We start from the raw sequence: 20,381 nt of genomic DNA, 5'->3' as shown, positions 1-20,381 counted from the left end.
AGTAAATACTAAATGGTTAATTTTTTATTAAAAATTGGCGGTTATTTCTTAGGTGAGTAATGAATAATTTCTGATGATGGTTCCTTTAGAATAAATTAACGGCATGAAGAAACATGATTGCACAGAAAATTGTAATAATGCCGGCAGTAATATTTAGCTCTTTTCTATTGCAAAAAACAGATATTAAAAACCAGACTAAGATACCTGTAGCAATACCTGTTGATATCGATGATGCGAGAGTCATCATTATTATGGTGAAAAATGCCGGTGTAGCTTGAACGAAGTCGCTCCAATTAACATTTGCTACTTGTTGCATCATCATTATACCTATTAGAACTAATGCTGGAGAAATCACTTCTATAGGGATAGAGCTAATTAATGGTGATAGGAATAAAAATGGTAAAAACATTAAACCCGCAAAGATAGCTGTAAGACCAGAGCGAGCTCCTTGAGCAATGCCTACACCAGATTCTACAACTACTGTAGATGGACTAGATCCTAGTATGCCAGATACTGTAGCGCTTGTAGCATCAGCAAGGAAGGTTTTCTTTAGTTCTTTATCTCTATGATTGTGCTCTTTTTGCATACTTCCATATAAGCTTGATATGGTTCCAGTACCATCAAAAAGACTTAAAAAGCAGAACGTGAATATTGTTGGCAAAATAGCGAATTTTAAGCCACTTATAAAATCTATTTGACCTATCAAAGAGAAATCAGGAGCACTTACTATAGTAGTTGGTAGAGCTATTATTTTTTCATGAGAAAAATGCTCTAAAGGTATAGAGAATATATAGCCTATTATGATTACTATAATAATTGGTGCAGGAATTTTTTTTATGAAAAGTATTACTAATAATATTAAACAGACCATAAATAATATGGTATGTGGATTGATGCTATTTAAAGTTAATAAGCCTTCATTAGAAGTAATAAAGCCACTATTTATAAAGCCGATATATGCAATAAAGAGTCCAATACCAGCTCCTAGGGATTGCTTGATTGACTTAGGGAGGCTTAGCATGATTTTTGTACGAATATTTAAAATTACTAATAAGCTAAATATTATTCCTGACCAAAATGTTGCGCCTAATACGGTTTGCCATGGTAAGTGATACACTGATACAGCAGTATATGAGAAGAAAATATTCATTCCCATACCAGGAGCTACTACAAAAGGATTGCGTGTAAATAATCCCATAATTATGCTACCAAAAGCAGATACTAAGATTGTGCTTGTTACCAAAGCATTGCTAGGCATACCAGCAGCAGCTAGTATTTTTGGATTTACTACGATGATATAAGAAATCGCTAGAAAGGAAGCTAATGCTGCTAGGAATTCTTTTTTTATTGAGGTGTTATTTGCTTTTAGATCAAAGAATGATTCTATTGTTTTCAACATATTTTACAGCTAAATCACTAAAAGCTATATTGTAGTAATTAGTATGATAAAAGTCTATTTGGTTTTGATGTTTAGCAAGATTTTTTATATTCAGAATATAGGTTGTCTAATTGTTGTCTAATATTGATTCCTATATTTCTATAATCACACTCGCGTAAGTTTGCTAAAGAAACTCTAGCAGAAGGATGTAGATCATCAAAGCCATTACCAGGTAGAAGTACAATCCCCGTTTCAGATGCTAAAGTTTTTAGCATATCATTAACACTATGATTTTGTATTAACCATTTAGAAAAAAGCTTATCATAAATTACAGTCGAGAGATGTTCTAAATCTAGAAGTGTATAATATCCAACATTATTTGAATTATAATGGTGCTGTATCTTAGGTGATATTGAATTAAATAACATATTATAGCGTCTTCTGATAAGCTTTTTTGCTTCTTTACGATAAATATCTTGATTATCTAATAAGCTAGAAAGTGCAAAAAGGCTCATTTGTAATTGTTGAGGTAGTGAGATACCAGCAGTATGATTTAGTGCAACAGAGCGACTATCAGCTACTAATCTATCAATAAACTTTAATGTTCTTGAATTTGTTGTAAGAGAGCTGTAATGCTTATCAAGCTCTTGCAGTTTTTTATCATCAAGTTCGCTAATTAGTTTATCAAAAATATTGTCTTTGTGTAGGGCAATCGTACCGATACGCCAACCAGTTGCTCCAAAGTACTTGGAGAATGAGTAAACGCAAAGGGTGTTGGAGGCGCATTTTGAGAATAATGATTCAAAGTCATCTGAAAAAGTTGCATAAACATCATCGGTAATAATCATTAGGTCAGATCGGTGATTTTCGATGATATTCGCTATTTTTTCTAAAACAGAGTCACTAATTTTGACAGATGGTGGATTACTTGGATTTACTAAGCAAAGAATCTTGATAGTAGGATCAAGTAGCTTTTCAAGTTCTTTGTCAGTAACTTGCCAATCTGCTTGTTCATCAGCATAGATGTGAACTATAGTATTGTTATATTCTGGAAGCTCTGGAATTTCAAGATATGGTGAAAAAATAGGGCTAATCATCGCTATTTTATCATTGGCATTAAGCAGACCATTTATTTTCGCAGATTGGAAAATATATGTCATAGCAGCAGTACCACCTTCTGTCGCAAAAATATCAAATTCTAGTGGAATATCCGTATTCTTATAGAGTTCTTCACGCAGATAGTACATTACTATTTTTTCGGTGATAGAAAGTATCCTTGGTGGCGAAGGATAGTTACATCCAAGATATGCATTAGTCATTTCATATAAGAAGTCTTCTTTATTGATGCCTAAATGATCATCAACGAAAGAGATTGCAGCTTTAAGAAAACTAATTCCATCTAGCTTATCATTAGCCATGCAGTAGAAATCAAATCTTTCTAATATGCCTTTTTTCTCAGGTAAGCCACCAAAGATGTTATCAAGATAGGAGTAAGATCTTTCAGATTCTTTAAGTGCAAAGTCTCCAAGGCGTAAGAAAGCATGTCTTGGAACTGTTGCCAAAAAATTAGGATTGCCACGACCAGCATTCAACATTAATCTATCGGCTTTACTTGTTGCTAATTTTATTAATTCATCTTTAAATTCAAATGGACTTAAATCTTGTTGACTCATGAAAATATCCTTTTATTTGGGTATGATTGTGACTAATGCAACTATAATAGGACCCCATAGTGTCAGCCATATATTTGCTAAAGCATAAGATGATGTGAATGGAATTACAGGGGTAGCGTTGCCAGCGCGTTCTAATAGAGCTGCAAAACCAGGATTTGCGCTTCTACCACCAGCAATAGTTGCTAATAATACAATAGGGTTTTTGATTTTAAGTAGATAATACGATATATAAAAAGAAATTACTTGAGGTATGATAGTTACACCAATACCCAAGAAAAATAGTGTAAGCCCGTGCTCTTTGATGGCGATAATGGCTTGAGGTCCAGCAGTAATTCCAACACTAGCTACAAATATTGCTAAACCGAAGTCTCTGATAAAATTAGAAGCCCCTAATGGTAGATTGCTAAATTGAGGTTTCACTGATCTGATCCAACCAAAAATCAAGCCTGATAGCAAGCAACCAACACCAGCGCCTAAAGTTATTGAAATACCAAAGATATTGAAACTTATTAAGCCCAAAATATAGCCTAAAACCATTCCTAAACCAAAGAAGATGAAATCAGTGATCGGAGCTTCAGAAATATAAGTCCCTATCTTGTTGCTAATTTTATCAAGATCTTCTGGTTTGCCTACTAATACAATTTCATCACCTCTTCTTAGCTTTAGTTCGTCAGAAATAGGAAGCTTTTGCCCGGAACGAATAATTTTTTGTAAAAATACTCCATAGTAGTTTTTGTCTTGAATTATGGTTTTGATTTCTTGGATAGTTTTGTTGAAAAGATTTTTGTTTGTTAATATCAAAGATCTTTTTTCTTCAATAAAGTTGAATTGCTCAGGTTTGGTAACTTCATCATCATTTGAAATGATAGATTGTATGTCTAAATCTTTGTAGAATGTTATGGCTACTATATCATCAGTATGGATGGTGGTTTTAGGGGTTATGGTTAGTAGCTTATCATTGCGAATGATATTTTCTATTACTACTTTATACTCATATGCTTTATATATTTCTATAACTGATTTGTTTAGTAGTTCTGAGTTGTGACTAATTCTATATGCTCGAGTAGTGTATTCGCTAAAAGCAGAGAATTGACCAGCTTCTAAATCCAAGCTACCATCTGATTGTTCAGTCGCTAGCTTAATAGCTTCTTTTCTGATATCCCATTTCATTATAAGGGGGAAGATTGTAGCTAATAGGATAATTGGCCCAAAAGATCCAAAGATATAACATACTGCATATCCAACGGCGACGTTAGCTTGCATTGTATGAATAATTGACTCTGGCAGTGAGCTTATAGCAGCTATTGCATTATTTGCTGAACCTATCATGGCTGATTGAGTTAATCCTCCAGCACCTAATCCAGCTGCAGTACCTTTATCTAATCCGAATATCCAAGCAAAAGTTAATACACATATTAACCCTAAGAGACATGTTATAGTCGAAGAAGCTAACAATAAAAGAGTACTTTTATTTAAGGATCTAAAAAATTGTGCTCCTCCTTGATAGCCAACGGCATATATAAATAAAGCAAAAAACAAAGAGCCTATCTCTGGCGGAATCATAATATTAAGTTGTCCTATGATCACTCCAATTATCAGAGATCCTGAAATACCACCTAATACAAAAGTCTTATATTTTATCTTTCCGAGTAGATAACCAATACTCACTGTTAAAAATAGTGCTATGAAGGGATTTTTGAGTATGTTAAGCACTAACTGTAGAACCATCTTGAGTCTCAGTATGACTGCATATATGAAGTATAGCAGACCTTAGTAGTTATGGTAATTGCTGAGTTGCGATTTATTGCGTATTTATATATCCACCTGGTACTGATTCGATCAGCGATTTGAGTTCGAGTTCAAATAGGATTGGAGTTATTTCCATATAAGGAAGTTTTGATTCAGTAACTATTTTGTCAATCGTTGTGAGTCCCTGACCTATAATATCTAGAATTACTTTTTCGGAGTTGCTTAGCTTTATATTATCGTCAGCTATTTTTGTAGAAGTTTCTTGTAAAGAGTTATTTGGGTCAATATTTATCTCTTCTAAAATATCATTAATATCACAAACAAGTTTCGCTCCTTGTTTGATTAACTCATTACAGCCTTGACTTGAGGTACTAAAAATACTTCCTGGTACTGCAAATACTTCTTTGTTTTGTTCAAGAGCATGTTGAGCAGTTATTAATGAGCCACTTTTACTAGCTGCTTCAATTACAACTACTCCTTTAGATAGTCCACTAATTATACGATTTCTCTGAGGGAAAGTATAACGTGAAGCTGTTGTTCCTAGAGGTAGTTCAGATATTATTAATCCATTATTGGAAATAATATTGCTATATAGTTCTCTATTTGAACTTGGGTATATAATATCAACTCCAGTACCTACTACCGCAATAGTACTTAAACTGTTTTCAAGAGCATATTTATGAGCTAACGTATCTATTCCATATGCTAGCCCACTCGTTATTGTGATATTTGAGTCTTTAAGTTCTTTGCAAAGTTTGTAGGTGGCATTCTTTCCATAAGTAGAGTTTTTTCTTGCACCAACAATTGCTAATTGAGCAGTCTCTAAAAGCTTTGTATTACCAGTACAATATAATACAAAAGGAGGATTGCTAATATGTTTGAGACTTTCTGGATAAGCTTGATCTGTGTATGTTATCAATTTATTATGACTATTTTCTAGCCAGTTATACAGCTTGTCAAGATAGCCTAGATACTTTCTGTCGTTGAGATATTCTATGCTTTCAGAACGTAGCGATAAGCTTTTAGTATATTTGTTTGGATTATCAATAATATCATTAAAGTTAATGTTAAGCTCTAATGCTTTTAGAAGACGACTGTTGCCAAAGTGTGGAGTGCATGAAAGAACTATGATAGACCGTATGGTATTATTCATTATAGTCGAGTCGTTGCCATTGAGTTGCTGGTAATTTCTTGTAGTGAATTTACGATTATTGCTATAGAGTAGTTGTTTGATTCTCTATATATAAAACCGTAACCTATATATTTAGGCGGTATAGGAAATCCATCAGTTCTACTCTCTGGTTCGTATAGTATAACTTCTGTTCCTAGTTTTAGACCATCAGAAGCCCCTTTGTTAAGCAAAATGCTATTGTAAGAAGAGGAGAATGTGTTTGTATTCATTACATCTTCGAGTACATTGGCTGTTACTTTACTATTCATTTTAAAGGTTTGACTTGGAAGTTTCTGATCTGCAATAGCGTCAGGTATAACATAGTTACCAACACTAGCCTCTCTAGTTAGATTGGTAATTGTCAGAGCTGTTATACCTTTGTAAGTATGATCATATTTTGCTGTTCCTAGCCTATAGTATTTTGTATCATCATTAAACGATGAGAGTGGCTTAGGTTCTGAAATAATAATAAAGTTTTTGTTATCGACATTTTGAGGATACTCTTTGTTTGCAAAAATCTTAAAGCCTATGCTAAGCACAGGTCTTTTTTCTCTGGAATCATATATTCTCGATACATTATCAACTTCATTACCATTTAGTAAGTAAACATTTGAAAAGAACTTAGTGTAATCCGCAGGCTTCACATGTTTTAGATTCTGTTCTATATTATCTATTTGTTCGATTAGCCTGCTTTTTAGAGTGATTTCAACTCTTTGGTTTATTGCTCTATTTGAACTTGTATCATTTGGAGCAATAGGGTCTTGATAACCTAGAGCCTTGATTATAATACCATTGTTTTTATCTAATCCTCTTCTTACAAGATACTCTTCCACACTTTCTGCACGATTTTTAGATAGTCTGATATTATATTCGGTTAGTATGTTTTTGTCAGTTAGAAGTTTTGACTCTACTTTCCCAGCATATCCTCTTATTGTAAATGTTGTAGTGTCTGTAAGCTTCAGGTATGCGTATAATTTATTCAGAATTTGTTTGGCTTGATCATTAAGGTTATAACTATCTGCATCAAATTTTATATTTGTTTGAATTAGATCTGGGCCTTGCTGTTCTTTTAGGCATATAAAAGACTGGTTAGATTCTATTAACTTTTTTGTACATGGTTCTAATGTTGGGAAGGAGAGGTTTTCATCACTAGGGTTTTCACTCCCTGTAAAAGTTTCACAACCTGCTATAGCAAGTACTAGTGGCAATACTATGGCAAAGTTAAATAGTTTTTTCATAAGTAGTAATAAAGCTTGTAATTTATTAATACGATTCTACTATAAAGTTTTTGTTGAGAATAGTATTTGTAGCTAAGGTTCTTAACATATATCCATAAAATCAAGTTGTTATGTAAACAAAAGATGAATAAAATCTCTAAATATGGTATCTTGAAGTTCAAAAAATATAATTAGAATTTGTATGAAAATAACTTCAGACAGCTTTGTGAAAATGCATTTTAAATTTAGATTAAAAGATGGTTCTATAGCTGAAGATACAGAAAACTATAACAGGCCTTTTATATTTCAAATGGGTCAAGGATGCTTTACTGATAAAGTTGAAAATGAGTTAGAGGGTGCATCCATTGGCGATAGTAAAAGAGTTGTTTTAATGCCAGAGGAGGCTTTTGGAGAAAAGCATCCTGCAAGTATATACTCTGTGCCTAAATATAGATTTCCAAAGGATATGGAGTTAGAAGAGGGCTTAATTGTATCATTTAGCCAAAAAGATGGCTCTAAGCTACCGGGTTTGATTACGGAAATCAATGAAAATGATGTTACGGTAGATTTTAATCATCCATTATCAGGTCAGATAATTGTATTCGAAGCTAAGATTTTAGATGTAGCTGAAAAAGAGGAAGATTTAGGTGAAGATATTATTAGCTAATCCAAGAGGCTTTTGTGCAGGTGTTAGTAGAGCTGTTGAGACTGTTGAAAAGGTTTTAGAAGTTGAAAAATCTCCTGTTTATGTACGTCATGAAGTTGTTCATAATAAGGTTGTTGTAGATTCTTTGAAGAAAAAAGGTGTAGTCTTTGTTAGAGAGGTTGATGAAGTTCCAGATGATGCTGTGTGTATATTTAGTGCTCATGGTGTCTCACTACAGGTTGAAGAAGCCGCAGCTAAAAAAAATCTTGTTCTATACGATGCTACATGTCCATTAGTTACTAAAGTCCATAGAGGTGTTCGCCTAGCAAGTAATAATGATGCTGAATGTGTTTTGATTGGTCATAAAGGACACCCTGAAGTTCAGGGTACTATGGGTCAGTATCGCAGTGAAAAAGGAGCTATATATTTAGTCGAAAGTGAACAAGATGTTGCTAAGCTAGATATAAAAAATCCTGATAATCTGTATTATGCGACACAAACCACTTTATCTGTAGACGAAACTCAGGGAATTATAGAGTCCTTAAAAAATAGGTTTCCAAATATCAAAGGGCCAAAAAAAGAAGATATTTGTTATGCAACACAGAATCGTCAAACAGCAATAAAGTCAATGCTTAAAGAAATAGATGTCTTAGTTGTTGTAGGCTCACAAAATAGTTCGAATTCTAATAGGCTTAAAGAGCTAGCGACACTAGAAGGGATTGATGCTTATTTGGTAGATAATCCTGCGGATATTAAAAGCACCTGGTTTGAGAATAAGAAAGTTTGTGGAGTCAGTGCTGGAGCGTCTGCACCTGAGTATCTTGTTCAGCAGGTGATTACAGAGATATCGAAAGTTTGTGAAGGTGATGTTGCTGTTGAGGAGTTTGATGGTATCAAAGAGGAGGTCTATTTTCCTCTTCCAAGACTTCTGAAGCAAAAAATTATTGGTACTAATTAAGGAAAGGTCTTATGCAGAGATCAGTTAGAGGTGCAACAACAATAGAAAAAGATACTAAAGAGAATGTTTTAAGTGCGACAAAAGAGCTTTTGCAGCAGATGATAAGCCGTAATAACATTAAGTCTGAAGATATCGTTAATATTATATTTACTGCAACTAGAGATATTGAATCCGAATTTCCTGCTGTTGCAGCTCGTGAGGTGGGTTTAGTTAATGTTCCTTTAATTGATTGCCAACAAATGGTACGTGAAGGAGCATTAGAGTTTTGTATTAGGATTATGTTGACATATAATACAACTAAGTCGCAGCTTGATATAAATCATGTATATTTGCATCGGGCACAGGTGTTGCGACCAGATTTGTTAATAAAGTAGTAGGATTATAGTTATGTGGTTATTAGAAAATATTGATATGAAAAAGTCAAAATATATACTTCCTAGTTTGTTTACTAGTGCAAGTTTGTTATTTGCCTTTTTAGCTATTATTGCTGCCTTTCAAGGCAACTTTATATCATCTGCAGTTTATATGTTATTGGCAGGTTTTGCTGATGCATTTGATGGTAGAGTTGCAAGATATACTCACACTCAAACAGAATTTGGCGCTGCATTAGATAGTCTTGCTGATGTGGTTTCTTTTGGAGCGACTCCTGCTTTAGTGATGTATTTTTGGAGCTTACATAATTTGGGAGCTTTAGGAGCAGCTATTGCATTTTTATATTTACTTGCTGTTGCTCTGAGATTAGCAAAATTTGATACTATGCCTGCTAGTGATAACTCAGAAGAAAGTATGCTTGAGCGTCGTTTATACTTTTATGGTATGCCTTGTCCAGCTGGAGCTGTAACTATCTCAGGATTGATTTGGATGGGGCAAAGATTTTTAGTTGGTGACTCTACATTCTTAAGTATTGTGGTTGTTGTTCTTACAGCATTTACTGCGCTATATTTAGCATTTATGATGGTTAGTGATATTAAATTTAGAAGTTTTAAAGATAGTGATGGTAAAGGTAACATTAGTAAGCTATATGTTATTTGTTTTATACTAATAATTTTGATGTTATTTACAATGCCTGATAAATTACTGTATTTTATAATGATTGGTTATGCGTTATCTGGTCCGGTATCTCATTACAGATATAAGCAGAAAATCAAAAATAGTGACTTTAATGAAGATTCTGTAGTAGATGGTAAAAAAATTATAGATGCTGATTAGTGTATAGAGTTATTCTTTAATTGTAACAAAAGCATCGTGGCTAGCATGGCCTTGTTCGCTTATGATGCCCGCAGATACTCCTCCAGGTTGTTGCATGTATCCTGGTTCATTAGAATCTAAGTTTTGGTCAGTTGGTGGAGGAGCTACATAGCCAAAAGAGTCTCCATTTGAGTTTGAACATGATATCAAAGCTGTAGCAACTAAAGCTAATACTAATAAAGTCGTTTTTTTCATTACATATCAATCTGAAATTTTATTATTTATAAATAATAACAGATTTATATTTAATTTAGATGCATTAAATGGTTTATAATTTACATTAGTTTACGTATAATTAGCGACAACACGCGCGAAAATATATGAAAATATAAATCTGTCAGGAATATTTATGGATAATTCTATTTCTCTAATTCAATTAATTTTACATGCTAACTTTATAGTTCAGCTTATTATGTTAGGCTTAGTGGCCATGTCTGTTTACTCTTGGGCTATTATGTTTGAAGTTAACAATCGTGTAAAAAAATATCGTAATGAACAGGTCCAGTTTGATAAGTTGTTCTGGGCAGGGCATCACATACAGAAACTATATGACTATTATCTTCAGCATAAAGAGAATATCTTTGGTAAATCAATAATATTTTGCTCAGGTTTGAGAGAGTTTAATAATCTTAAAGATACCGGGATACTAAGAGGTGATACCATTCTAGAAGGTATGGAAAGAACAGTAAGTATAGCTATAGCTCAAGAAGCTAAAGAGCTAGACAGAAAATTACCAGCCTTAGCTACTATAGGCGCTGTGTCTCCATATATTGGACTGGTTGGTACTGTTTGGGGTATTATGTCGTCATTTAATACTTTAGGCGGTGTAGAACAAGCTACTATTTCTGTGGTTGCTCCTCATATCGCAGAAGCATTGATTGCCACAGCATTAGGTCTTTTTGTGGCAATTCCGGCAGTTATTGGCCATAGTAGGTTGTCTAATCAGGTTGATGATGTTTTATCTGGTTACGAGTCGTTCCAAGATGATCTATGTATATTACTTTTGAAGGAAGCGCATAGAGATGAACTGCAACAGCAACATCAAGAAAGCTTTTAAATAAAGGCTTTTTAATATGAAAAAGAGAAACAAAAGATTTTTTAGAAAAAAAAGACCAATGGTACAAATCAATGTAGTACCTTACATTGATGTAATGTTGGTGCTTTTGGTTATTTTTATGATTACAACACCTATATTAACACAAGGTGTAAAGGTCGATTTACCTAAAGCTCAATCTGAGAAAATACCTTCTAACGATAGTAAGCCAATTGTTGTTACTGTCAACAGGGATGGAGAGTATTTTGTTAATCAAGGAGTTAGTGATCCAAAAGCACCACTAAGTGCTAGAGATCTTACGAATGCAGTTGTTAGTTTGTCTCAGCAATCTCCTGGTAAGCCCGTATATGTACGAGGTGATAGTAGTGCAAGTTATGGCGAGGTTGTAAAAGCTATGGCTCTGATACAAAGAGCGGGTGTAGATAAAGTGGGGTTAGTCACTGAAGATGGCAAATCTTAATTATCAAAAAATTATTCGTTTCTGTAAAAAAACAGTCGATGAAAATCCATTCTTGGTAAAGGCAATACTTGTACATATTGGTATTGTAATTTTGCTATATACGCTAGCCTTTATAAGTGATCTTAAGTTTGAAACTAGTCAAGCAGCTTTGAGTGCGCAGGTTGAGAATACACCTAAGAAACTTCAGATTATTCAAGCAACATCGATAAGTAGTAGTGAGTTAGATAAACAAATTTCTGCTTACGAAAATCACCAGCAAGAATTAAAACAGGCTAGAGAAGATATTAAGCAAGCAAAAAAACAAGCTATTATAAAGCATCAACAAAAATTAAAAGAACAAGCTGAGGCTGAGAAAAGAGCAAAGTTAGAAGCAAAGCGAAAGGCTATTTTAGAGGCTAAGAAAAAAGCTCAAGAAGAAGCAAAACGTCAAGCTGAGCAAGAGAAACAGGCTCAAGAGGAAGCTCAACGTAAGAAAGATCTAGAAGAGAAAAAGAAAGCCGAAGAAGAGGCAAAACGTAAAAAACAACAAGAGTTAAAAGCTAAACAAGAAGCCGAAGAAAAAGCTCGTCAAGAAAGGTTAGCTAAAGCAAAAGCCGAAGCTATCGCATCAGCTAAGCGCGAGGCGGCTAAAAATCAGGCAGATTTAGCAGTTAGTAAGTATGTTACGGAATATACTGATAGAGTTGGTTCAAACTGGATTAAAGATGATTGTAGAGGTATATATGATTTACCAAGAGCAATAATCAGAAATGGAGAGTTTATTAAGCTCACTGGAACTTCAGGTGATTATAGTTGTGATCAGTCACTTATAGATGCTATCAAAAACACAACGCCACCTGAGATTACAAATCCTATAGCTAGAAGAACTATACAAACAGAAAATATAAGCTTTATATTTAAACAAAGTTAATGAGGAATAATATGAGAAAAATCATTACCGGCTTCTCGATATTTGTTTTTTTGATTTCTAGTCTGTACGCAGACTTAGTTGCTGAGGTAACTACTGGAGTAATTCAAAAACCATTGGTAACTGTGATAAGTAATAATGTTGTAGATCAATTTCCTCAACAAGTAAATTCTATAATAGTTTCAGATCTTAATCATAATGGTAAGCTACAAGGTGATGACTCTATTAAGTATGAAATTAATCAAAGTCAGAATATACCTTGGAAGAGTTTGAAGTCTGATTATGTTGTTTTAACAAAATATACAAAAGATTCAAATAATAGCTACACTATTGAAGTACAGATATATAAAAGAAATGATACAAGCTATATCAGATCTATAACATATAAAAATATAAGTACAACTTTGGTAAGACCTTTAGCTCATAAGGTTGCTAATTATGTATACCAAAAACTTACTGGAGAGCAAGGCTTCTTCTTGACAAAGTTGGCATATGTGCAAGTAAGTAATCCTTATGCTAGATATGGCAGAATTTATGAGCTTGTGATATCTGATTATGATGGGTATAACAAACATACTGTTCTTAGACAGAGTGATAATCCAATAGCTACACCATCATGGTCGAATGATGGAAGATATATAGTTTATTCAAGCTATAGTGGCGGTAGCATGGGTGTGTACACTTTAGAGATAGCTACAGGAAAAGTTACAAGGATATCTAACTTCAAAGGAATCAATAGTTCGCCATCATTCTCTCCTAATGGCAAAGAAATTGCTTTAGCTTTATCTAAAGGTTATTCTGATCAAACTAATATCTATATATTAAATTTAGCTACTAAAGCTTTAAAGAGAATAACTATAAATGGTATAAATACAGCTCCAAAATTCTCACCAAATGGTCAAAGCATAGTATTTACATCTGATAGAGATGGTCGTCCAAATATCTATGTTGCACCGGTTAACTCAAGATACCCTCAATCATCTAAGCTAAGTAGTAGGATATATCAAGGCTATGAGCCAAATTATACTCCTGATGGTAAAGATATTGTATTTATGAATCAATCTAGATCAAGTGGTACTCAGATAGCAGATTTTAATTTAGCTAATGGAAGTGTAACAAATATTACAAATGGTAAATCAGATAGTTCACCTACAGTATCTCCATTTGGTAATATGATTGCGTATATATCTACAAACTCTAGAGGTTATAGTTCATTAGATATGGTATCATTAGATGGAGACAATCATTTTAATGTTGACACAGCTAATAATGGTAATATTTTAATTCAGTCCCCAAGCTGGTCACCCAAAAACTTTTAAGGAGCTTGTATGAGAGTTTTGGTTAAAAATTATTTTGTTTTAGCTTTAGCTTTATTAATTACAAGTTGTACGTGGTATAAAGGACCTCCTTTACAAGCTAATGCAAATGGTAGCTTAGATGGTTCATCTTTGAATGAAACAAGTGGTCCTGGTTTTATTAGTACGCTTAAAAGTGGTGAAAATTATGGATCAAGTTATACTGGCTATGCAGATGATGGTGGTAATTATGAGGTTTCAAGTTTTGAAAATAGCTAAAAATAGGAGTTAAATATGATGAAAAAAAGTATTGTGAGTATAGCGGTTGTAAGTTCTATGCTTATGTTGGCGAGTTGCTCAAGCACTAGACCAGATAATAGTGATTTAATCAAGGATAAGTATGCTGGTGTTGATAGTTCACAAGCTTTAGAGATGTCTTCGCAAATATATGGTTCTGATAATATGAGCTCAGATCAAGTTGAGCAAATGAAAAAAGAGCTAATGGATATTAACTGTAGATCAGTATACTTTGGTTTTGATAGTTATAATATTACTGATGATGCTAAAGAATGCTTAGATAAGACAGCAGACTATCTAATAGCGCATCCAGATCAACCAATCAAATTATCAGGTAATACTGACCCTAGAGGTAGCGAGAAATATAACTTTAACCTAGGACAAAAGCGTGCTGAAGCAGTATACAACTACTTATTAGGTAAAAATGTAAATAAAGATCAAATCTGTGTTGTAAGTTATGGTAAATTAAAACCAGCGGCAGAACCAACTCAGTTCTATGATGAGTTCTGTACAGATGGTGTTAATGATATGTGTTCATATAAAGCATCTGAAAAAGCTTTCTACTTAGATAGAAGAACGGAAATTGATTTCGGTGTGAAATGTGATGAGAGTAATTCTTCAAACTAATTAATAACCTTTCATCTCGATTTGTAATTTTATCTTTAACTATTTTTTTATCTCAAATTGTTCTACAATAGTCGCATAATTTTTTGTTTGAATTAAATATTATGATTAAAATTCCTAAAATTGGTTTTGTGAGTCTTGGTTGTCCAAAAAACCTTGTTGATTCTGAGCGTATAATAACTAAGTTAAAAGCTGAAGGTTATGATTTAGTTGATAGCTATGATAATGCTGATATGGTGATAGTTAATACTTGTGGTTTTCTAAACTCTGCTATTGATGAGTCTTTGGAAGTCATTGGTGAAGCAATAGCTGAGAATGGCAAGGTTTTAGTAACAGGATGTCTGGGAAATAAGGCAGATCTTATCAAAGAAAAACATCCAGAAGTTCTAAGTATTACAGGGCCTCAAGATTATGAGAACTTGATAGAAGCGGTGCATACTCATGCTCCGATATTTGCAAATGATTTTGTATCTTTAGTACCACCACAAGGTATTAAGCTTACACCAAGACATTATTCGTACTTGAAAATATCAGAAGGGTGTAACAATACTTGTACTTTTTGTATTATTCCAGATATTCGTGGTAAGCTAAAAAGTCGCTCAATTGACAATATCATGAAAGAAGCTGAAAAGCTTAAAAATGCTGGTGTTAAAGAGCTACTTGTAATATCACAAGATACTTCTGCGTATGGTGTCGATATTAAGTACAAATCAGGTATTTGGAATGATAAAGAATATCAAAGTAATATTTTAGATCTTGCTACTGCACTTGGCGATTTAGATATGTGGACAAGATTGCATTATGTGTATCCATATCCTCATGTTGATAAAATTGTGCCGCTTATGGCACAGGGTAAGATACTCCCTTATCTTGATGTACCTTTACAACATTCATCTCCTGAGGTTCTAAAAAGGATGAAGCGCCCAGCTCATACGCAAAAAACTCTTGATAGAATCAATAAGTGGCGTGATATATGTCCAGATATAACTATTCGTAGTACATTTATAGTAGGATTCCCAGGTGAGACAGAAGCTGACTTTGAGCACTTATTAGATTTTGCTGAAAAAGCTCAGCTTGATAGAGTCGGTTGCTTTAAGTATTCTGAAGTAGAGGGCGCAAAGGCTAACCAGTTTGATAATCTGATTTCTGAAGAGATCAAACAACAGCGTTTAGATGAATTTATGGGGTTACAAGCACAAATAAGCGCTGATAAATTACAACGATTTGTTGGAATAGAACAGCAAGTAATCATAGATGTCATAAATAAAGATGAAAACTATGCTATAGGACGGACTAAATATGATGCTCCAGAGGTGGATGGACAAGTAATTATCGGCGATGCGCTAGAAAGAAATCTAAAAGTAGGTGAATTTGCAACCGTCGAGATTACAGAGTCGACTGAGTATGATCTGATAGCTGATTAGTTTCTGTATATTAAACTTTCTTAATATTCATTTATCTGTATAAAAAATCCATAATCTTATTTGTATACTTGTAGTACTAGAGCATAATTTTGGGAGAGTGCTATGAGTGGTAATTTAGTTGTTATAGGTGGCTCTGGTGCTATAGGTCATGCTGTAATTAAAAGACTAAGGCAGTTATATCCTAATGCAAATATATATGCATTTTCACGTGCTAAAGTAGTTGATTGTGTAGAAGGTGTAGTTTATGAACATATTGATTATACTGATGAATCAACAATCGAAAAAGCAGCAAAATATGTTTATGATAAGTCAGGAGCCATTAATCTGGTTTTTGTAGCTACTGGTATACTACATACTTCCGAGATAAAACCAGAAAAATGCTTAAAAGAATTATCTGCGGACAAATTTATTGAGCTCTTTAAAGCAAATACAATATTTCCAGCTTTGGTCGCAAAGCATTTTATACCCAAGTTAGCTAAAGATACTAAGTCTGTATTTGCAGCTATTTCTGCAAGAGTTGGTAGTATCTCTGATAATCAGCTTGGTGGTTGGTATGCTTATAGAGCTTCAAAGGCGGCTTTAAATATGTTTATCAAAACAGCAAGTATCGAAACTAAGCGTGTAAATCCAAGTGCTATAATAGTTGGGTTGCATCCAGGGACTGTGGATAGTCATCTTTCTAAGCCTTTCCAAGCTAGAGTAGCTGAGGGTAAGCTTTTCACATCTGAGTATTCAGCTAGTAAACTAATTGAAGTTCTAGATGGCTTAAAAGCCGATGATAGTGGTAAATGTTACGCATGGGACGGTAAAGAGATTATTCCATAGTTAACATCTTGAGAGGTATTTTATGAGTGATAAGAGTATAACAACCAGTGAAATTATAGAAATGGCTTGGTGTGATAAAACATCATTTGATTCAATCAAAAATATAACTGGATTGTCAGAGCAACAAGTTATAAAAATCATGCGAAATAATCTTAGGCCGAGTAGCTTTAGACTTTGGCGTAAAAGAGTATCAGGAAGAGTTGCAAAACATCAAAAAAAGCTGAATTATATAAATGCAAGTAGTCTGGTTTAAGCGTGATTTACGCATAAATGATAACTTAGCTTTATCTTTAGCATCTGAAAAAGAAGATGTTTTACCATTATACATAATTGAGCCTAAGCTTTGGCAACAGCCTGATATGAGTCATAGGCAATATTTGTTCCTGTCAGAATGTTTAGAAGAGTTAAATACTGAGCTTACGAGATTAGGACAACCTTTAATCTTAATGATTGGTGATGCTGTAGAGGTTTTTGAGCAGCTAATACAGCAATACCCTATCAATAGTGTTTGGTCGCATCAAGAAACTTGGAATAATTGGACATATCAGCGTGATATTAAGCTTGAGAAGTTTTTTAAACAGAATAATATTGTATGGCATCAGCCATATCAAAACGGTGTAGTTCGTTGTTTAGCTGATAGAGATAAATGGGCTTTAGTATGGCATAAACGCATGAGCGAGAAGATCGTTGAAGCACCTAATAAACTTAAATTTATTTGTGAAAATCAAACTAAAATACCTACGGCTGAGAGTATTGGTCTAGAGTATGATAATTGCTATAAACGGCAAAAAGGTGGTCGAGTTCGTGCACTTAGAATCCTTGATAGTTTCTTGTATCAAAGAGGTTGTGGTTATACTAAAGAGATGTCTTCACCAGTTACTGCCTTTAAAAGTTGTTCGAGATTGTCGCCATATATGGCTTTTGGAGTTATCTCGATAAAAGAGGTATATCAGTTAGCTAATCAGCGTAAAAATGAAATCAAAGCTAGTAGTATAAAAAATAAAACAAAATGGTTAAGCGCAATGCGTTCATTTTTATCGCGTCTGCGCTGGCATTGTCATTTTATGCAGAAGTTAGAGGATCAACCAAATATTGAATATGAAAATTTGCATTCAGCCTATGATCAACTACGCACAGAGCCGCTAAATCAGCAATATTTTGAGGCATGGAAAACTGGTAACACTGGTTATCCAATGATAGATGCGTGTATGCGAGCCTTGATTGCAACAGGATGGTTAAATTTTCGTATGCGTGCAATGCTTATGAGTTTTGCAAGTTATCATTTGTGGTTAGATTGGCGTGTTACATCGCTATATTTAGCAAGATTATTTACTGATTATGAGCCAGGTATTCATTACTCACAAGTACAAATGCAATCTGGGACTACAGGTATTAATAGTATCCGTATTTATAACCCTATTAAGCAAAGTATTGACCAAGATCCTAATGGCGAGTTTATCCGAAGATGGCTACCTGAACTAGAAAATGTAAGTAATGAAAATATCCATACACCATGGTTAGAAAAACATAATGCTGTAGATTATCCAGATCCAATCATTGATGAGAAGCAAGCACGGAAATTTGCAGCAGATAATATTTATAAAATTAGAAAAAATTCAAAGAATAGTCAAGAAACTAAAAATATTGTCAAAAAACACGCTAGTAGGAAAATGCCCAGAAAAATCAAATCTAAACAACAAAAGGTAGAGAGCATACAAGGAGAATTATTCTAATGAGGACTTTACGATTAATTCTAGGAGATCAACTATCACAGAGTATCTCTAGCTTGAAAGATTGTGATAAAGCAGATGATGTTGTGATGATGTGTGAGGTCATGCAAGAGGCCAGCTATGTTAAGCATCATAAAAAGAAGCTAGTGTATATTTTCTCAGCGATGCGCCATTTTGCACTACAGTTGCATAAATTAGGCTATAAAGTTTGTTATACAAAATTAGATGATCCAAAGAATACTGGTTCATTTTATAGTGAAGTTCAGAAAGTTATTGAAAAGCTTGGAGTGCAAAAGCTTATTGTCACAGAACCAGGTGAATATCGTGTATTAAAAGATATTCAAAGCTGGCAAAAAGATTTTTCAATAAATGTTGAAATACGCACAGATGATAGATTCTTAGCTACAATAGATGAGTTTGCGAAGTGGTCAAAAAATTATAGGCAACTACGCATGGAATATTTCTATCGTTATATGCGTACTAAGCACGATATTTTGCTTGATAATGATGGTAAGCCAGAAGGCGGACAGTGGAATTATGATAGTCAAAACCGTAAAACACCAAGTTCTTGTATGCAAATCCCAAAATCATATAAAAGTAAAGCAGATGATATAACTAAGCGAGTAATTAAGCTTGTTGAGAAAACTTTTGGCAATAATTTTGGTGATATTGAGCCATTTAATTATGCTGTTACTAGGGAGCAAGCACTCGAAGCTTTAGATTTATTTATTAATGAGAGGCTTAGCAGTTTTGGAGATTATCAAGATGCTATGCTTGAAGGGCAGGCATGGATGTATCACTCTCATATTTCTATGTATATCAATAGTGGCTTACTGTTACCTATGGAGTGTATCAAGGCTGCTGAAAAAGCATATTATAAAGGTAATGCTCCTTTAAATGCTATTGAGGGTTTTATCCGTCAGGTTCTTGGTTGGCGAGAGTTCGTACGCGGTGTTTATTGGTTAAAAATGCCAGATTATCGCGATATGAACTATCTTGAAGCTACGCGTAAATTACCAAGCTTCTATTGGGACACTGAGACTAAGATGAATTGTTTACATCAGTGTGTCAAAGAAACTAAAGAGAATGCTTATGCGCACCATATACAAAGACTCATGGTGCTTGGTAATTTTGCATTATTAGCTGGGATTGATCCCAAGTATGTCAATGAGTGGTATTTGTTAGTATATGCAGATGCTTATGAGTGGGTTGAGTTACCAAATGTATCAGGAATGGTACTTTTTGCAGATGGTGGATATTTGGCAAGTAAACCCTATGCTGCTAGTGGGAGCTATATCAAAAAAATGTCAAACTATTGTGATAATTGTAGTTATAAAGTCAGTGAGAAAAATGGAGGTGGTGCTTGTCCATTTAATTACTTATATTGGGATTTCTTAGCTAGAAATAAATCAAAGCTCGCTAATAACCCACGCTTGGTAATGATTTATAAATCTTATGAAAAGATGACTAATGAGAAGAAAGAAGTAATTAGACAAGATAGTCAAAAATTTCTTGAGGAATTAGGTATATGAAAAAACAGCATTTGCCTACGAAGGTTTGTGTAGTATGTGGCTTACCATTTACTTGGCGTAAGAAATGGGCAAAAGTATGGGATGAAGTAAAATACTGCTCTGAAAGATGTCGGAGAGCAAAAAATAAAAAATAAATCTTATCTGAAAATATTCAATTAACGTTCTCCAAGCCTATTTCTTATTTTAATTGCTA

22 protein-coding genes are annotated in these 20,381 nt (G+C 33.9%); 16 read left to right on the top strand and 6 right to left on the bottom strand.

Annotation, left to right across the window (positions count from 1 at the left end; all coding sequences use genetic code 11):
- Nucleotides 1-85: 85 nt before the first annotated feature.
- From FTPG_RS00815 to FTPG_RS00795, 5 genes are all read right to left on the bottom strand, one after another.
- Nucleotides 86-1,399, bottom strand: a complete 1,314-nt coding sequence (locus FTPG_RS00815) for an NCS2 family permease (RefSeq protein WP_004286507.1) — start codon at nt 1,397-1,399, stop codon at nt 86-88.
- Nucleotides 1,400-1,470: 71 nt separating this feature from the next.
- Nucleotides 1,471-3,051, bottom strand: a complete 1,581-nt coding sequence (locus FTPG_RS00810) for a bifunctional aspartate transaminase/aspartate 4-decarboxylase (RefSeq protein ID WP_004286506.1) — start codon at nt 3,049-3,051, stop codon at nt 1,471-1,473.
- 12 nt (nt 3,052-3,063) lie between these two features.
- Nucleotides 3,064-4,779, bottom strand: a complete 1,716-nt coding sequence (aspT, locus tag FTPG_RS00805; protein ID WP_004286505.1) for an aspartate-alanine antiporter — start codon at nt 4,777-4,779, stop codon at nt 3,064-3,066.
- A 73-nt stretch (nt 4,780-4,852) separates the two neighbouring features.
- Nucleotides 4,853-5,956 (bottom strand): DNA-processing protein DprA, encoded by a 1,104-nt coding sequence (gene dprA / locus FTPG_RS00800; RefSeq protein ID WP_200150469.1) that lies wholly within the window; start codon nt 5,954-5,956, stop codon nt 4,853-4,855.
- The gene (locus FTPG_RS00795) at nt 5,953-7,209 is read right to left on the bottom strand and encodes an OmpA family protein (protein ID WP_004286503.1); all 1,257 of its coding nucleotides are present in this window, start codon (nt 7,207-7,209) and stop codon (nt 5,953-5,955) included. Before FTPG_RS00795 ends, dprA begins: the two co-directional genes overlap by 4 nt.
- 181 nt (nt 7,210-7,390) lie before the next feature.
- Between FTPG_RS00795 and fkpB the strand changes: the two genes are divergently transcribed.
- From fkpB to FTPG_RS00775, 4 genes are read left to right on the top strand one after another with little or no spacing between them, the layout of a single operon-like run.
- Entirely contained in the window at nt 7,391-7,855 is a 465-nt protein-coding gene (gene fkpB / locus FTPG_RS00790) for an FKBP-type peptidyl-prolyl cis-trans isomerase (RefSeq protein ID WP_004286502.1), read from the top strand.
- Nucleotides 7,836-8,792: a 4-hydroxy-3-methylbut-2-enyl diphosphate reductase gene (gene ispH / locus FTPG_RS00785; RefSeq protein ID WP_004286501.1), complete on the top strand. Its 957-nt coding sequence runs from the start codon at nt 7,836-7,838 to the stop codon at nt 8,790-8,792. Before fkpB ends, ispH begins: the two co-directional genes overlap by 20 nt.
- Before the next feature lie 11 nt (nt 8,793-8,803).
- Entirely contained in the window at nt 8,804-9,166 is a 363-nt protein-coding gene (aroH, locus tag FTPG_RS00780) for a chorismate mutase (RefSeq protein ID WP_004286500.1), read from the top strand.
- A gap of 13 nt (nt 9,167-9,179) precedes the next feature.
- Nucleotides 9,180-10,001 carry a CDP-alcohol phosphatidyltransferase family protein gene (locus FTPG_RS00775; RefSeq protein ID WP_004286499.1) on the top strand — a complete coding sequence of 274 codons (822 nt, stop codon included), beginning with the start codon at nt 9,180-9,182 and terminating at the stop codon, nt 9,999-10,001.
- 9 nt (nt 10,002-10,010) lie between these two features.
- On the opposite strand, the gene FTPG_RS00770 is transcribed toward FTPG_RS00775, so the two are convergent.
- A complete protein-coding gene (locus tag FTPG_RS00770; protein ID WP_004286498.1) occupies nt 10,011-10,235 on the bottom strand; it encodes a hypothetical protein in 225 nt (74 codons plus the stop codon).
- A gap of 154 nt (nt 10,236-10,389) precedes the next feature.
- Here FTPG_RS00770 and tolQ point away from each other — a divergent pair, with 154 nt between their 5' ends.
- The 12 genes from tolQ (at nt 10,390) to FTPG_RS09610 (ending at nt 20,322) form a co-directional block, all read left to right on the top strand.
- A complete protein-coding gene (tolQ, locus tag FTPG_RS00765) occupies nt 10,390-11,097 on the top strand; it encodes a protein TolQ (RefSeq protein WP_012279957.1) in 708 nt (235 codons plus the stop codon).
- 16 nt (nt 11,098-11,113) lie between these two features.
- Nucleotides 11,114-11,554, top strand: coding sequence for a protein TolR (gene tolR / locus FTPG_RS00760; protein ID WP_004286496.1), 441 nt, complete (start codon nt 11,114-11,116; stop codon nt 11,552-11,554).
- The gene (locus FTPG_RS00755; protein ID WP_004286495.1) at nt 11,541-12,464 is read left to right on the top strand and encodes a cell envelope integrity TolA family protein; all 924 of its coding nucleotides are present in this window, start codon (nt 11,541-11,543) and stop codon (nt 12,462-12,464) included. The genes tolR and FTPG_RS00755 overlap by 14 nt, the downstream gene beginning before the upstream one ends.
- A gap of 11 nt (nt 12,465-12,475) precedes the next feature.
- On the top strand, nt 12,476-13,780 hold the full coding sequence (locus FTPG_RS00750; RefSeq protein ID WP_035722059.1) for a PD40 domain-containing protein: 1,305 nt from the start codon (nt 12,476-12,478) through the stop codon (nt 13,778-13,780).
- Nucleotides 13,781-13,789: 9 nt separating this feature from the next.
- A complete protein-coding gene (locus FTPG_RS00745; RefSeq protein WP_004286493.1) occupies nt 13,790-14,035 on the top strand; it encodes a hypothetical protein in 246 nt (81 codons plus the stop codon).
- A gap of 15 nt (nt 14,036-14,050) precedes the next feature.
- The gene (locus FTPG_RS00740) at nt 14,051-14,680 is read left to right on the top strand and encodes an OmpA family protein (RefSeq protein WP_035722056.1); all 630 of its coding nucleotides are present in this window, start codon (nt 14,051-14,053) and stop codon (nt 14,678-14,680) included.
- A gap of 101 nt (nt 14,681-14,781) precedes the next feature.
- Complete coding sequence (rimO, locus tag FTPG_RS00735) at nt 14,782-16,101, top strand: 30S ribosomal protein S12 methylthiotransferase RimO (protein ID WP_004286491.1); 1,320 nt, start codon at nt 14,782-14,784, stop codon at nt 16,099-16,101.
- A gap of 102 nt (nt 16,102-16,203) precedes the next feature.
- A complete protein-coding gene (locus FTPG_RS00730) occupies nt 16,204-16,926 on the top strand; it encodes an SDR family NAD(P)-dependent oxidoreductase (protein ID WP_004286490.1) in 723 nt (240 codons plus the stop codon).
- A 22-nt stretch (nt 16,927-16,948) separates the two neighbouring features.
- On the top strand, nt 16,949-17,179 hold the full coding sequence (locus FTPG_RS00725) for a TIGR03643 family protein (RefSeq protein ID WP_004286489.1): 231 nt from the start codon (nt 16,949-16,951) through the stop codon (nt 17,177-17,179).
- Nucleotides 17,160-18,659, top strand: coding sequence for an FAD-binding domain-containing protein (locus FTPG_RS00720; RefSeq protein ID WP_004286488.1), 1,500 nt, complete (start codon nt 17,160-17,162; stop codon nt 18,657-18,659). The genes FTPG_RS00725 and FTPG_RS00720 overlap by 20 nt, the downstream gene beginning before the upstream one ends.
- Entirely contained in the window at nt 18,659-20,188 is a 1,530-nt protein-coding gene (locus FTPG_RS00715; protein ID WP_004286487.1) for a cryptochrome/photolyase family protein, read from the top strand. Before FTPG_RS00720 ends, FTPG_RS00715 begins: the two co-directional genes overlap by 1 nt.
- Nucleotides 20,185-20,322: a DUF2256 domain-containing protein gene (locus FTPG_RS09610; protein WP_004286486.1), complete on the top strand. Its 138-nt coding sequence runs from the start codon at nt 20,185-20,187 to the stop codon at nt 20,320-20,322. Before FTPG_RS00715 ends, FTPG_RS09610 begins: the two co-directional genes overlap by 4 nt.
- Nucleotides 20,323-20,381 lie beyond the last annotated feature (59 nt).

It is taken from the genome of Francisella philomiragia subsp. philomiragia ATCC 25015 (genome assembly GCF_000156715.1).
GTDB classification, from domain to species: domain Bacteria; phylum Pseudomonadota; class Gammaproteobacteria; order Francisellales; family Francisellaceae; genus Francisella; species Francisella philomiragia.
This window is presented reverse-complemented; position numbering and strand designations above follow the sequence as displayed.

What these genes read in the sequence shown, in the direction of transcription:
- FTPG_RS00795 (WP_004286503.1), bottom strand. Translation starts at nt 7,209, where the DNA reads ATGAAAAAACTATTTAACTTTGCCATAGTATTGCCACTAGTACTTGCT.
- FTPG_RS00755 (WP_004286495.1), top strand. Translation starts at nt 11,541, where the DNA reads ATGGCAAATCTTAATTATCAAAAAATTATTCGTTTCTGTAAAAAAACA.
- tolQ (WP_012279957.1), top strand. Translation starts at nt 10,390, where the DNA reads ATGGATAATTCTATTTCTCTAATTCAATTAATTTTACATGCTAACTTT.
- FTPG_RS00815 (WP_004286507.1), bottom strand. Translation starts at nt 1,399, where the DNA reads ATGTTGAAAACAATAGAATCATTCTTTGATCTAAAAGCAAATAACACC.
- tolR (WP_004286496.1), top strand. Translation starts at nt 11,114, where the DNA reads ATGAAAAAGAGAAACAAAAGATTTTTTAGAAAAAAAAGACCAATGGTA.
- FTPG_RS09610 (WP_004286486.1), top strand. Translation starts at nt 20,185, where the DNA reads ATGAAAAAACAGCATTTGCCTACGAAGGTTTGTGTAGTATGTGGCTTA.
- rimO (WP_004286491.1), top strand. Translation starts at nt 14,782, where the DNA reads ATGATTAAAATTCCTAAAATTGGTTTTGTGAGTCTTGGTTGTCCAAAA.
- FTPG_RS00725 (WP_004286489.1), top strand. Translation starts at nt 16,949, where the DNA reads ATGAGTGATAAGAGTATAACAACCAGTGAAATTATAGAAATGGCTTGG.
- FTPG_RS00810 (WP_004286506.1), bottom strand. Translation starts at nt 3,051, where the DNA reads ATGAGTCAACAAGATTTAAGTCCATTTGAATTTAAAGATGAATTAATA.
- FTPG_RS00715 (WP_004286487.1), top strand. Translation starts at nt 18,659, where the DNA reads ATGAGGACTTTACGATTAATTCTAGGAGATCAACTATCACAGAGTATC.
- FTPG_RS00720 (WP_004286488.1), top strand. Translation starts at nt 17,160, where the DNA reads ATGCAAGTAGTCTGGTTTAAGCGTGATTTACGCATAAATGATAACTTA.
- FTPG_RS00745 (WP_004286493.1), top strand. Translation starts at nt 13,790, where the DNA reads ATGAGAGTTTTGGTTAAAAATTATTTTGTTTTAGCTTTAGCTTTATTA.
- aspT (WP_004286505.1), bottom strand. Translation starts at nt 4,779, where the DNA reads ATGGTTCTACAGTTAGTGCTTAACATACTCAAAAATCCCTTCATAGCA.
- FTPG_RS00730 (WP_004286490.1), top strand. Translation starts at nt 16,204, where the DNA reads ATGAGTGGTAATTTAGTTGTTATAGGTGGCTCTGGTGCTATAGGTCAT.
- FTPG_RS00750 (WP_035722059.1), top strand. Translation starts at nt 12,476, where the DNA reads ATGAGAAAAATCATTACCGGCTTCTCGATATTTGTTTTTTTGATTTCT.
- FTPG_RS00775 (WP_004286499.1), top strand. Translation starts at nt 9,180, where the DNA reads ATGTGGTTATTAGAAAATATTGATATGAAAAAGTCAAAATATATACTT.
- FTPG_RS00740 (WP_035722056.1), top strand. Translation starts at nt 14,051, where the DNA reads ATGATGAAAAAAAGTATTGTGAGTATAGCGGTTGTAAGTTCTATGCTT.
- fkpB (WP_004286502.1), top strand. Translation starts at nt 7,391, where the DNA reads ATGAAAATAACTTCAGACAGCTTTGTGAAAATGCATTTTAAATTTAGA.
- aroH (WP_004286500.1), top strand. Translation starts at nt 8,804, where the DNA reads ATGCAGAGATCAGTTAGAGGTGCAACAACAATAGAAAAAGATACTAAA.
- FTPG_RS00770 (WP_004286498.1), bottom strand. Translation starts at nt 10,235, where the DNA reads ATGAAAAAAACGACTTTATTAGTATTAGCTTTAGTTGCTACAGCTTTG.